General features: G+C 71.3%; 11 protein-coding genes. 3 read left to right on the forward strand and 8 right to left on the reverse strand.

Going from position 1 to position 13060, the window contains the following annotated elements:
• Positions 1-81: 81 nt before the first annotated feature.
• Positions 82-759 (forward strand): DUF2470 domain-containing protein, encoded by a 678-nt coding sequence (locus tag OG332_RS08690; protein ID WP_327412903.1) that lies wholly within the window; start codon positions 82-84, stop codon positions 757-759.
• A 226-nt stretch (positions 760-985) separates the two neighbouring features.
• Here OG332_RS08690 and OG332_RS08695 read toward each other — a convergent pair whose 3' ends face one another.
• The 4 genes from OG332_RS08695 to OG332_RS08710 all read right to left on the reverse strand — a co-directional run bounded on the left by OG332_RS08695 (position 986) and on the right by OG332_RS08710 (position 5137).
• Positions 986-2356 (reverse strand): replication-associated recombination protein A, encoded by a 1371-nt coding sequence (locus OG332_RS08695; protein WP_327412904.1) that lies wholly within the window; start codon positions 2354-2356, stop codon positions 986-988.
• A 60-nt stretch (positions 2357-2416) separates the two neighbouring features.
• The gene (locus tag OG332_RS08700; RefSeq protein WP_327412905.1) at positions 2417-3031 is read right to left on the reverse strand and encodes a vitamin K epoxide reductase family protein; all 615 of its coding nucleotides are present in this window, start codon (positions 3029-3031) and stop codon (positions 2417-2419) included.
• Positions 3032-3150: 119 nt separating this feature from the next.
• Entirely contained in the window at positions 3151-4404 is a 1254-nt protein-coding gene (gene hisS, locus OG332_RS08705; protein WP_327412906.1) for a histidine--tRNA ligase, read from the reverse strand.
• A gap of 10 nt (positions 4405-4414) precedes the next feature.
• Complete coding sequence (locus OG332_RS08710) at positions 4415-5137, reverse strand: MBL fold metallo-hydrolase (protein ID WP_327412907.1); 723 nt, start codon at positions 5135-5137, stop codon at positions 4415-4417.
• 153 nt (positions 5138-5290) lie between these two features.
• Here OG332_RS08710 and OG332_RS08715 point away from each other — a divergent pair, with 153 nt between their 5' ends.
• Together OG332_RS08715 and OG332_RS08720 are read left to right on the forward strand one after the other, a co-directional pair.
• Entirely contained in the window at positions 5291-6082 is a 792-nt protein-coding gene (locus tag OG332_RS08715; RefSeq protein ID WP_327412908.1) for a peptidylprolyl isomerase, read from the forward strand.
• 190 nt (positions 6083-6272) lie between these two features.
• Positions 6273-7502, forward strand: a complete 1230-nt coding sequence (locus OG332_RS08720) for a DUF349 domain-containing protein (RefSeq protein ID WP_327412909.1) — start codon at positions 6273-6275, stop codon at positions 7500-7502.
• A gap of 65 nt (positions 7503-7567) precedes the next feature.
• On the opposite strand, the gene OG332_RS08725 is transcribed toward OG332_RS08720, so the two are convergent.
• The 4 genes from OG332_RS08725 to OG332_RS08740 form a co-directional block, all read right to left on the reverse strand.
• On the reverse strand, positions 7568-8710 hold the full coding sequence (locus OG332_RS08725; RefSeq protein ID WP_327412910.1) for a caspase family protein: 1143 nt from the start codon (positions 8708-8710) through the stop codon (positions 7568-7570).
• Complete coding sequence (locus OG332_RS08730; protein WP_327412911.1) at positions 8694-9095, reverse strand: effector-associated constant component EACC1; 402 nt, start codon at positions 9093-9095, stop codon at positions 8694-8696. Before OG332_RS08730 ends, OG332_RS08725 begins: the two co-directional genes overlap by 17 nt.
• Positions 9096-9108: 13 nt before the next feature.
• Positions 9109-10479 (reverse strand): serine/threonine-protein kinase, encoded by a 1371-nt coding sequence (locus OG332_RS08735; RefSeq protein WP_327412912.1) that lies wholly within the window; start codon positions 10477-10479, stop codon positions 9109-9111.
• A 68-nt stretch (positions 10480-10547) separates the two neighbouring features.
• Entirely contained in the window at positions 10548-12971 is a 2424-nt protein-coding gene (locus OG332_RS08740; protein ID WP_327412913.1) for a RelA/SpoT family protein, read from the reverse strand.
• Between the last annotated feature and the right edge of the window lie 89 nt (positions 12972-13060).

Consider the following 13060-nt stretch of genomic DNA (forward strand, 5'->3'; position numbering starts at 1 on the left):
CTCGTAGAGTCCAACGCCTCAGTATCCCTCACGCTCATCGGTGCTCGTGACAGTCACGAGCACGAGGAGTTCGGGACAGGGATGCCGGCCGCACGGACCGTCACCCCGGACGGGGACGTGATTCTCCTTGTTTCCGGGGAATCCACGGCTGCCAGAGCAGCCGCTCACGCCCAGGACGACGACCTCACCGCCGTGATCGAGATCACGGATGTGGCGCCGGTGTCCGTCCCACATCGTATCCGAGGTCGCGCCTGGCTGGCCGGGTGGCTGACGCCGGTGCGCGGAGACGACCGCGCGGCCTGCGCGGCGCTGCTCGCGGAGCGCCACCCGGTGGGCGGGCTGCTGGGCCTGTCGGAGGCTTCGGACCTCCCCTACTCGGCCCGCCCGGCGTGGATGATGCTGCGGCTGGAGGTCGGCGAGGTCTCGGTGGACGACCTGTGGGGCGCCGAGCACGTGGACCCGGAGGACCTGGCCGCGGCGGAGCCCGACCCGATGGCCGCCCACGAGACGGAGCTGCTGCAGCACCTGCACGCGGCCCACGGAGACCGGATCGGCGAGCTGTGCGGCCTGCTCGGCCCCCGCGGGGCCCGGGGCATGAGCGCCGTCCCCCTCTCCCTGGACCGCCTGGGCCTGCGCGTCCGCTTCACCGGCGGCGCAGCCGGCTCCTTCGACGCCCGCTTCGACTTCCCGGAACCGGTGACGGACATCTGCGGCCTGCGGCGGGCGATGCACACGCTCTTCTCCGCGGCCTCTCACTGAGGGCAGGCGGCCGGCATCCGCTGGAGCGCGAGCTTTCTCGGGCGGGGTGCTTGTCCACGGCGAAGCAGCACGTCGAGGTCGTTGGCGTACTCCAGCCTGCGCTGCGCGGTCCAGGCGTACGCGCCCGCCCGCCAGGCCGCGCCGAGCGCGACGACGTGGTCCGTCTGGATCTGCGAGGCGCGGCAGTGGGAGTAGAGGTGGGGAGGTGCGTGGTCACCCAGGCAGGCTAGACGCCGCCCTGGCCGCGGTCTGCGCCGCGCAGCCGCTCGCGGACCTTTTCCACCACGTCCGCGTAGCGGGCTTCGGCTCCGTACCGCGTCGGCTCGTAGTACCGCTTCCCGTGCAGCTCGTCCGGTGCGTACTGCTGCGCCGCGATCGCGCCCGGGACGTCGTGCGGGTACACGTACCCCTGCGCGTGCCCCAGCTTCGCCGCGCCCTTGTAGTGCCCGTCCCGCAGGTGCGCCGGGACCGTCCCCGCCAGTCCGGCCCGTACGTCGGCCAGCGCCGCGCCGATCGCGGTCGTGGCGGTGTTCGACTTCGGGGCCAGCGCCAGCGCGATCGTCGCGTGCGAGAGGGTCAGCGCGGCCTCCGGGAAGCCGATCATCGCCACCGCCTGGGCCGCGGCCACCGCGAGCGGCAGGGCCGTCGGATCCGCGAGGCCGATGTCCTCGCTCGCCGAGATCATCAGGCGGCGCGCGATGAACCGGGGGTCCTCCCCCGCATCGATCATCCGGGCGAGGTAGTGCAGTGCCGCGTCCACGTCCGAGCCCCGGATCGATTTGATCAGCGCGCTCGCCACGTCGTAGTGCTGGTCGCCGTCGCGGTCGTAGCGGACGGCGGCGCGGTCGACCGCCTCCTCGACCGTCTCCAGGGTGATCTCCGCCTCGCCCTTGGCGATGGCCGATCCGGCCCCGGCCTCCAGCGCCGTCAGGGCCCGCCGGGCATCGCCGCCGGCGATCCGCAGCAGGTGGGCCTCGGCGTCCGCCGGCAGGGTCACCGCCCCGCCCAGGCCCCGCTCCTCGGCGAGCGCGCGCCGCATCAGCGCGCTCAGGTCCTCGTCCGTCAGCGGTTCCAGCGTCAGCAGCAGCGAACGCGACAGCAGCGGGGAGATGATCGAGAAGTACGGGTTCTCCGTGGTCGCCGCGATCAGCGTCACCCAGCGGTTCTCGACGGCCGGGAGCAGCGAGTCCTGCTGGGCCTTGCTGAAGCGGTGGATCTCGTCGAGGAAGAGGACGGTCTCCTTGCCGTAGCCGCCGGCCGCGCGCCGGGCGCCCTCGATGACCGCCCGTACCTCCTTGACGCCCGCGGTGATGGCGGAGAGTTCCACGAAACGCTTCTGCGTGGCCTGGCTGACCACGTACGCGAGCGTGGTCTTCCCGATGCCGGGCGGGCCCCACAGGATCACCGACGAGGCACCGGCGGGGCCGCCGGCCCCCTCCCCGACCAGCCGCCGCAGCGGCGACCCGGGCTTCAGCAGGTGCTGCTGGCCGACGACCTCGTCCAGGGTGCGCGGGCGCATCCGGACGGCGAGCGGGGAGCTCGCGGGGTCCTTCTCCTGGCGTTCTTCGGCAGCGGCGGTGAACAGGTCTGGTTCCACACGGGAAGCCTATGCGAGCCCACCGACAGGCCCGCCCGCCGTCCGGACGAGGTCAGGAGGTCAGGAGGTCCAGAAGTCCCACCAGCGGGTCAGGATCAGCATTCCGATGATCCCGACGTGCAGCACCGGCAGCACCCAGGTGAACTCGTCGAGGAAGCCCTTCAGCCAGCCCGGAGCCGGCAGCAGGCCCTCGCGGACGTTGTGCGAGGTGACGTACCAGAACATGAAGATCGTGGCGACCCAGGCCAGGCAGCACCACAGGCACAGCGAGTTGATGTTGTAGAGCGACTGGTAGGTGAGCCAGGCGCAGAAGACGACGCCGAAGAGGGTGCCCGCGTTCAGCGTCAGCCAGTACCAGGGGCGGAACCGGGCCCCGGCCAGCATGCTCATGCCGACGCAGATCACGATGCCGTAGGCGACCAGTCCGAGCATGGGGTTCGGGAAGCCGAAGACGGCGGCCTGCTCGCTCTTCATGATGTTGCCGCAGGAGACGACCGGGTTCAGGCTGCAGCCCGGCGTGAAGTTCGGGTCCTCCAGCAGCTTGAACTTGTCGATCGTGATCACCCAGGCGGCCAGCAGGCCTGCGGCCCCCGTGATCACCAGCAGCAGGGCCAGCGCCCGGCTGCCGCCGACGGTCCCCCGGGCGGTGTCCGCGTCCGTGCTTCGTGTCGTCATACCGCCCGCTCCACATCTGCAAGGTGATCAAGCACGGGCCATTGTGCCGTACGAGCCTGTGAACGGACGGGGCCGGGGAAAGATCCCGGCCCCGTCCTGAGGCGTTCCTGCCGCAGCCGTCAGGCGAGGCGGGCCTTGACCGTGTCGATCAGCTCGGCCAGGGCCACCGGACCCTGCTCGCCGGACTCCATGTCCTTGAGCTGGACCACGCCTTCCGCCAGGTCCCGGTCGCCCGCGACGATGGCGAAGCGCGCACCGCTGCGGTTCGCGTCCTTCATGGCGCCCTTGAGGCCCTTGCCGCCGTACGACATGTCCGCCGCCACGCCCGCCTTGCGCAGCTGCGTCACGAGGCCGAACACAGTCGCCTTGGCCTCGCCCAGCGCCACGGCGAACACCGACGTCGACGCCGGGATGTCGAGCTCGACGCCCTCCTTCTCGAGTGCGAGGACCGTGCGGTCCACGCCGAGCGCCCAGCCCACCGACGGCAGTGCCGGTCCGCCGATCATCTCGGACAGGCCGTCGTAGCGGCCGCCGCCGCCGACCGCGATGCCCAGACCGTCGTGGACGAACTCGAAGGTGGTGCGGGTGTAGTAGTCCAGCCCGCGGACCAGCTTGTCGTCGTCCTCGAAGGCGACGCCGGCCGCCGTCACCAGCGCCCGCACGTCCTCGTGGTACGCCTTGCACGCGTCGCACAGGTAGTCGCGCAGCAACGGAGCGCCGCCCAGCTGCTTCTGGACGTCGGACCGCTTGTCGTCGAGGACGCGCAGCGGGTTGATCTCGACCCGGCGGACGGTCTCCTCGTCCAGGTCCAGGCCGCGCAGGAAGCCCTGCAGCGCCTCCCGGTACACCGGGCGGCACTCCTTGTCGCCCAGCGAGTTCAGCAGGATCCGGAAGTTGCTCAGGCCGAGCGAGCGGTACGCCTGGTCGGCCAGGATGATCAGTTCGGCGTCCAGCGCCGGGTCCTCGGCGCCGATCGCCTCGGCGCCGACCTGCGAGAAGTGGCGGTAGCGGCCCGCCTGCGGCTTCTCATAGCGGTAGTAGGAGCCGGAGTACCACAGCTTGACCGGCAGGTTGCCCTTCTTGTGCAGGCTCGCCTCCAGGGCGGCGCGCAGCACGGAGGCGGTGCCCTCGGGACGCAGGGCGAGCTGGTCGCCACCCTTGGTCTCGAAGGCGTACATCTCCTTGGAGACGATGTCGGTGGACTCGCCGACGCCGCGGGCGAAGAGGCCCACGTCCTCGAAGCCGGGGGTCTCGATGTAGCCGTAGCCGGAGTTGCGGAGCGGGGCCGCGATGGCCTCGCGTACCGCCAGGTACTTCACGGAGACCGGCGGGATCAGGTCGTACGTGCCCTTGGGGGCCTGAAAAGTAGCCACGAAACTCTCGTCACATTCCTCGTCGTGGAGCGGCTGTCGGGTCCGCTGCGTGCCCATGGCGGCCTGCGGCCACTTCCCGCAAGTACGGGTTGGTCGCGCGCTCGCGGCCGATGGTGGTCTGGGGACCGTGGCCGGACAGCACCACGGTCGAGTCGTCGAGCGGCAGGCACACGCGGCCCAGCGATTCGAGGATCTCGGCGTGGGAGCCGCCGGGCAGGTCGGTGCGTCCGATGGAGCCGGCGAAGAGCAGGTCGCCCGAGAAGAAGACCGGCGGGATGTCGGCCAGCTCGGGCATCCGGAAGGTCACCGACCCCTTGGTATGCCCCGGCGCGTGCGCCACGGAGAAGTCCATTCCGGCCAATTTCAGCGCGGCGCCGTCGGCCAGTTCGCGGACGTCGTCCGGCTCCCCCACGGTCAGCTCGCCCATGAGCGGCATCCCGATGGAGCGGCCGAGGGCCTTCTCCGGGTCGCTCATCATGTAGCGGTCCTCGGGGTGGATCCAGGCCGGTACGTCGTGTGCTCCGCACACCGGGACCACCGAGGCCACATGATCGATGTGGCCATGGGTCAGCACGACCGCGACGGGCTTGAGCCGATGCTTCTTCAGCGTCTCCTCGACACCCTGGGTGGCCTGGTGGCCCGGGTCGATGATGACGCACTCCTCACCGGCGGCGGGGGCGACCACGTAACAGTTGGTCCCCCAGGCCCCTGCGGGGAACCCGGCAATCAGCACGTTCGTCCTCAATCGTCGTCCGGCGGGAGGCTGCAGGTCGGAATCCTGCTGCTCAGAGCCTACCGGCGCCGCTCATTACACAGCGAACCCATATACGGTACGGCCTATCCCAGCCCGGACAGCAGTACCAGACACGTACAAGGAGACGACCCCGTGGTCACGAGCGATCAGCGGCGGCGACAGCTCGCCAGGGAGAAGTACGAGCGCCAGCAGGCGCGCCGGGCCGAGGCCCGCAAGAAGGCGCGCCAGCGTGCGGCGGTGATCGGCGCGGCGGTGGCCGTGGTGGTCGCGACGCTGGTCGGCCTGATCGTGGGCGGCGTCTTCGACAAGGACAAGAAGGACCAGGCCGCGGACCCGTCGGCGAACCCGTCGGCCTCGCCGTCGGAGCCCGAGCCCAAGCAGTCCCCCTCGCCGGAGATGGCGATCGACCAGAAGGCGAAGTACACCTTCGCCCTGAAGACGAGCGCGGGCGACATCAACTTCACGATGGACGCGGCGAAGACCCCGCAGACCGTCAACTCGTTCAAGTCGCTCGCCGACAAGAAGTACTTCGACAACACGAAGTGCCACCGGCTGACGGCCGGCGGGATCTTCGTGCTCCAGTGCGGCGACCCCGAGGGCACCGGCCGCGGCGGCCCGGGCTACAACATCCCGGACGAGAACCTGGACTCGCTCGGCAAGGCCAACGAGCAGGGTCAGGTCGTCTACCCGGCGGGCACGGTCGCGATGGCCAACACGGGTCAGCCCGGCTCGGGCGGCAGCCAGTTCTTCCTGGTCTACAGGGACAGCCCGCTGGCGCCGTCGTACACCCCGTTCGGCAAGATCGACGCGGCCGGTCTGAAGGTCCTGGAGGAGATCGCCAAGGCCGGTACGGTCGACGGCGGCCAGGACGGCGCGCCGAAGACCGAGGTCAAGATCGAGAAGGGCACCGTGACCCAGAACTGACGGGATGCGGCAGCCCCGGGCCCTGCCGGCCCGCCGCCCGTACGTCGATATTCCGTCGTGCGGGATGCGGACAGCCGGCCCGGCGGTCGCCTATGTTGGCGTTGTGCAGGGCGGGCGCTGCCCGCCCCAGGAAACTGTGGACGATGCCCAGGGGGTGAACCCCTCGCAGGCATCAGGTGGAGGAGGCGCTGTGAGCAGCGACCCGTGGGGCCGAGTCGACGAGACGGGCACCGTGTACGTGCGTACTTCCGAGGGCGAGCAGGTCGTCGGTTCGTGGCAGGCGGGCACCCCTGAGGAGGCCCTGGCCTATTTCGAGCGCAAGTACGAGGGCCTGGTGGTCGAGATCGGCCTCCTCGAAAAGCGGGTGCGGACCACTGATCTGTCCGCCAAGGACGCGCAGACGGCCATCGACCACCTGCGCACTCAGGTCGACGAGCACCACGCCGTGGGCGACCTCGGCGCCCTGCGCGTGCGGCTGGACAAGCTGGTCGAGACCGTGGAGTCGCGGCGCGAGGAGCGCAAGGCCCAGAAGGCGAAGCAGACGGACGAGGCCCGTGCGGCCAAGGACGCGCTGGTCGTCGAGGCCGAGCAGCTCGCGCAGAGCGACCAGTGGCGCAGTGCCGGCGAGCGGCTGCGCGCCCTCGTGGACATCTGGAAGGGGCTGCCGCGCCTGGACCGCAAGTCGGACGACGAGCTGTGGCACCGGTTCTCGCACGCCCGGTCCGCCTTCTCCAAGCGCCGCAAGGCGCACTTCGCCTCGCTGGACGCGCAGCGCGAGGATGCCCGGAAGGTCAAGGAGAGGCTGGTCGCGGAGGCCGAGTCGCTGTCGAAGTCGACCGACTGGGGTCCGACGGCCGCCCGCTACCGCGAGCTGATGGCGGACTGGAAGGCGGCGGGCCGGGCGCAGCGCGAGTCCGAGGACGACCTGTGGAACCGTTTCCGCGGTGCGCAGGACGTGTTCTTCGCGGCCCGCAGCGAGGTGTTCGCGGAGCGCGACGCCGAGCAGACCGAGAACCTGAAGCTGAAGGAGGAGCTGGCCGACGAGGCCGAGAAGCTCGTCCCGATCACGGACCTGAAGGCGGCCCGTGCCTCGTTCCGTTCCCTCAACGAGCGCTGGGAGGCCATCGGCCACGTGCCGCGGGACGCCCGGCCGAAGGTCGAGGGCCGGATGCACACGGTGGAGCGGGCGATCCAGGAGGCCGAGGAGGGCGAGTGGCGTCGTACGAACCCGGAGGCGCGGGCGCGTGCGGCCGGTCTGACGGGTCAGCTCCAGGCGGCGGTCGACAAGCTGCGTGAGCAGATCGACGCGGCGCGCGCCGCCGGCAACAACGCGAAGGCCGACAAGCTGGCCCGGGAGCTGGAGGGGCGCCAGGCCCTCCTGGACCAGGCGCTGAAGGGCCTGGAGGAGTTCGGGGGCTGACGCCGCCGAAGGACCGGGGCGGGCGGGCACCACCGCGACAGCGGTGGTGCCCGCCCGCCTTCGTGTCACGGGCGGACCCGGCTGCCGTCCTGGAGCAGGTCCAGCGCGTGTTCCAGGACCGCGCAGGCCTGGATGTGGTTGCCGGACTCCTGGAGCAGCGCGGCCAGCCGCCTGCACACCTGGACGGCCTCGGGCCCGTAGAACCGGTGCACCTGCTGGAAGGCCTGCTCCAGTACCTCGATGGCCTCGCGGGTCTGTCCGGTCTCCTCCAGCATGTCGGAGAGTTCGAGCTGGACGGCGAGGAGGTCGCTCTCCCCGTCCGGCGCCCGTTCCTGCAGGGCGAGGCGCAGCACGGGCAGCGCGTCGCGGGTGCGGCCTGCGGCGCGCAGCGTACGGGCGAGCCCCAGTCCGGCCACGACCATGGCGGAGCGGACGTCGGCTGCGAGGACCGGGCCGGCCGGGGTGCCGCGCACGGCGCGCGCCCGGTTGCGTACCAGCCGCAGTCGGCCCATGCCCATCTCCTGGGCGTGCTGGGGCAGCGGACGGTTCTTGGCGCGCAGCCGGCCCTCCATGGTGCGGCACAGGGTTTCCAGGTCGATCAGTTCGGGTCCGTCGGGGATCCCGTCGCGCAGGATGGTCAGCAGTTCGCCGGTGAAGGCGGTGTGCCGTTCGCCGTCGGGGGCCAGTGCGACCCTGTCGCGCGGGGATGCGGTGAGGACGTACGCGCCCTCCACGGCGGCCTGCGCGGCGAGCCCGTCCTGCTCCCCCGCGAGGGTGGAGGCGGCCCGGCCGCTGAAGCAGCAGTCGAGGACGACCACCTTGCGCCGGGCCCCGGAGTCGCGCAGGGCGGAGCGCAGGTGCTGGTAGGCGACGGCGGTGTAGCCGACGTGCTCGCGCGAGCCCTGGAGGGCGAGGTAGAGGTCGGCGGTCGCCGCGTCCCGCATGCCGTGCCCGGCGTAGTAGACCAGCAGCGTGTCGGTGGCCTCCTCCCCCGCCCGGTTGACGGGGTCGAGGAGTTCGGCGGGGTGCTGCGGGTCGAGCACGAGCGTGCAGTGCTGCTCGGGCAGCCCCCAGACGGTCGCGTCGCACAGCTCGGCGGCCAGGTCCTTCACATTGGCCTCGACGGCCGGGAGCGCCGCGAGGTGCCGGTACGCGGCGCTGCCGATGACGACCGCCCGGGAGGCCGCGGGGTCAGGCAGTCCCGTCATCGGCCCCGTCCGGGTCGGCGTCCCCGCTCCGGTTCTCCAGCGCCGCGACGATGCGGTGCAGGGCCTCGGGGTCGCCGGCCTCGTCCCCGGTGAGCGTGATCTCGTACGGGCCGCGGCGCACGGTGAGGGCGGGAGGACGGCGGCGCGACGCCTGCCACTGGAGCACGGAGAACACCAGCGATCCGGTGGACAGGCTGGATCCGACGGCCAGTTGGAGGAGGTCGAAGCCGGGGGACCCCATGGGCGTGCCGCCGGGCGCGGTGATCGCCGCGCTGCTCCGGATCCGCCCGCGCGCCTCGCGGCGCACCGTCTCGTCCTCGCGCAGCCAGAGCAGCAGCGACCGCAGTTCGGTCTCCGGTCCCAGCCCCGGTCTGTACGGATCCACCCGTAAGTCGTACTCACGCATCCGTCGTGTCCCTCCCCTGTCCGTGGTGTGCGCTGACCCACGCGAACAGTTCCAGCGCCTTCTTCGCCTTCCCCATCCGGGCCAGGCACACAGCCTGCCAGTACTGGCAGGCGAGCGTGGTCGGATGGGCCGGGCCCAGCGTCTCCTCGCAGAAGGGGGTGACGCCGGAGAGGAGTTGGGCGGCCTCCTGGAGCTCGCCCCGCAGTACCAGGCCGACCGCCTCGCGCTGGCGGGACAGGGCGGTGCTCGCGGTCATCCGGCTGTGCACCAGCTTGCGGGTGACCTCGCTCAGCGTGATCGGGCCCGGACGGCGCCCCGGAGGCCGCTCCCAGAGCTCCTCGTCCGGCGCCGGGGGAGCGCTCTCCCGGTGGAGTACGTCCGGCAGCAGCCGGCGCACGGGGACGTCCGTGACGTCGACCTCGGACCAGTCGTACTCGGGTGCCCCCGCCGGGTGCGCGGGTTCGGGTGCCCCCTGCAGCAGGTGCCGGGTGATGAGCTGTTCGACGTGTTCCTTCCCGCCGTCCGCCCAGCGCCGCAACAGTGCCGCGGCCGTGCCCGCGTCCGTCGGCCGGTCGCGGAAGTCCCTCGCGCACAGTGCGTCCACGGCCTCGATCAGGCCGTCCGGCAGCCCGGCCACTCCCCGGCTGCGCAGCGAGGGAATTCCCTTGGCGGCCCGCAGGACGAGGTCACCGAACTCCTCGGGATCGCTCTCGAACGGGGGCCGGCCGGTGAGCATGAAGTGCATGCAGGCACCGACCCCGTAGAGGTCGGTGGCCTCCACGGGAGTCAGTCCTTCGATCCGTTCCGGCGCCATGTACTGCGGAGTGCCGATCAGCCGGTCGTCGCCTCTGGTGCTGCGCGGCTGCTCGGTCACCACGGCGAGCCCGAAGTCGTAGAGGATCACGTGGCCCGTCCGGCTCACCCGGATGTTGCCCGGCTTCACGTCGCGGTGCAGCACCCCGCTCTTGTGGGCGGAGTCCAGCGCGTCGAGGGTCTCGGCGGCGATCCAGCAGGCAGCGGGGACGGACAGCGCGCCGGTGGCGCCGAGGAGCGAGAGATCGGCCCCGTCGAGCATCTCCATCACCAGGTACGGCGTGCCGCTGAGGGTGTCGAACCCGGAGTCGTGGATGCCCACCACACCCCGGTGGCGGATCCGGGCCAGCGCGATGGCTTCGGCCACGAACCTCCGCTGCATCTCGTGCGGAAGGCTCGCGCCGACGGCCGACAGCACCTTCACCGCCACCCGGCGCCGCAGCCGGGTGTCCTCCGCCTCGAACACCACGCCCATGCCGCCCCGTCCGAGCACGTCGATCGGACGGTAGCGGCGGGCGAGCCCCGCGGGGAAGACGTCGTTGCCGGCCACGTGGTCCCCCCGGGGTGGCATCGGAGCGGCGGTCAGCCCTTGTCAGGGGCCTTGAGACAAGCCCTGGGTCAGGGCCTCCTTGCAGAGGTAACACGGTAGACGTCGTAGACGCCCTCCACACCCCGAACGGCCTTCAGGACGTGGCCCAGGTGCTTGGGGTCGCCCATCTCGAAGGTGAACCGGGACGTGGCCACCCGGTCGCGGGAGGTCTGGACGGCCGCCGAGAGGATGTTGACGTGCTGGTCCGAGAGGACCCGGGTGACGTCCGACAGCAGCCGGGACCGGTCCAGCGCCTCGACCTGGATGGCGACGAGGAAGACCGAGGACTGGGTGGGCGCCCACTCGACCTCCAGCATCCGCTCGGGCTGCTGGGAGAGCGAGTCGACGTTGACGCAGTCCGCGCGGTGAACCGATACGCCACTGCCGCGGGTGACGAACCCGATGATCGGGTCGCCCGGCACCGGGGTGCAGCAGCGGGCCAGCTTGACCCACACGTCGTCGACGCCCTTGACCACGACACCCGGGTCGGCGTTGCTGCGCCGCTTGCTGCGGGCGCGCGCGGGCGGGATGGACTCCTCGATGTCCTCGTTGGCCGCTTCCTCGCCGCCGAGGGCCGCCACCAGCTTCTGTACGACGCCCTGCGCGGCCACGTGGCCCTCGCCGATCGCCGCGTACAGGGAGGAGATGTCGGGGTAGCGCATCTCGTGCGCGAGGGTGACGAGCGAGTCGCCGGTGAGGATGCGCTGGATCGGCAGGTTCTGCTTGCGCATGGCCCGCGCGAGGGCGTCCTTGCCGTGCTCGATGGCCTCGTCGCGGCGCTCCTTGGAGAACCAGCCGCGGATCTTGTTGCGGGCCCGCGGGGACTTGACGAAGCCCAGCCAGTCGCGGGACGGGCCCGCGCCCTCGGCCTTGGAGGTGAAGACCTCGACCAGGTCGCCGTTGTCGAGCGTGGACTCCAGCGGCACCAGGCGGCCGTTGACCCTGGCCCCTATCGTCCGGTGGCCGACCTCGGTGTGGACGGCGTACGCGAAGTCCACGGGGGTGGCACCGGCGGGCAGCGCGATGACGTCGCCCTTGGGGGTGAAGACGAAGACCTCGTTGCGAGAGAGGTCGAAGCGCAGCGAGTCGAGGAACTCGCCCGGGTCCTCGGTCTCCTTCTGCCAGTCCAGCAGCTGGCGCAGCCAGGCCATGTCGTTGACGGTGTCCTGGCCGGCGCTGCCCTTGGCGGCCTGCGGGACGTCGGTACGGACCTTGGAGGTGCCGGCGACGGTCTGCTGCTTGTACTTCCAGTGCGCCGCGATGCCGTACTCGGCGCGGCGGTGCATGTCGAAGGTGCGGATCTGCAGCTCGACGGGCTTGCCGCTGGGCCCGATGACCGTCGTGTGGAGCGACTGGTACATGTTGAACTTGGGCATCGCGATGTAGTCCTTGAACCGGCCGGGGACCGGGTTCCAGCGCGCGTGTACGGTGCCGAGGGCCGCGTAGCAGTCCCGGACCGTGTCGACGAGGACGCGGATGCCCACCAGGTCGTAGATCTCCGCGAAGTCGCGGCCGCGGACGATCATCTTCTGGTAGACGCTGTAGTAGTGCTTGGGGCGGCCCGTGACCGTGGCCTTGATCCGGGCGGCTCTGAGGTCGACCATCACCTCGTCGGTGACGACGGCGAGGTACTCGTCGCGCTTGGGCGCCCGCTCGGCGACCAGGCGGACGATCTCGTCGTACATCTTCGGGTAGAGGATCGCGAAGGAGAGGTCCTCGAGCTCCCACTTGATCGTGTTCATGCCCAGCCGGTGCGCCAGCGGGGCGTAGATCTCGATCGTCTCGCGGGCCTTCTTCTCCTGCTTCTCCCGCTTGAGGTAGCGCATGGTGCGCATGTTGTGCAGCCGGTCGGCGAGCTTGATGACGAGGACGCGCGGGTCCTTGGCCATCGCCACGACCATCTTGCGGACCGTCTCGGCCTGGGCGGCCTCGCCGAACTTCACCCGGTCCAGCTTGGTGACGCCGTCGACGAGGAGGGCCACGGCGTCGCCGAAGTCGCGGCGCAGGTCTTCCAGGCCGTACTCGGTGTCCTCGACGGTGTCGTGCAGCAGACCGGCCATCAGGGTGGCCGGGTCCATGCCGAGCTCGGCGAGGATGGTGGTCACCGCGAGCGGGTGGGTGATGTACGGGTCGCCGCTCTTGCGCTTCTGGCCGCGGTGCCAGCGCTCGGCGACCTGGTAGGCCTGTTCGAGCTGGCGCAGCGTCGACGTCTCGATCTTCGGGTCGTTGCTGCGGACTATGCGGAGCAGGGGCTCCAGCACCGGGTTGTACGGGTTCGAGCGCTGCACGCCGAGCCGGGCGAGACGGGCGCGCACCCGGTTCGAGGACCCGGCCGACTTCACCGGCGCGGGCTTGACCGGCGGGGCCGGCGGGGGCGTGGCGGCGGCCGCCGCGGCCTGCTCGGCCTGCGGGTCGGGCTGCGGGGCGGAGACTGGCTGGACCTCGTCTGGCAAGAGCGCTCCTCACGGGGGTCCCCCCAGACGGAGTCCGGGGGAGGATCCGGTGCCCGTGTCCGGTCCGGATAACCCATCGTAGCGAGGGT

The organism is Streptomyces sp. NBC_01233, from assembly GCF_035989305.1.
Classification (GTDB): Bacteria; Actinomycetota; Actinomycetes; order Streptomycetales; family Streptomycetaceae; genus Streptomyces.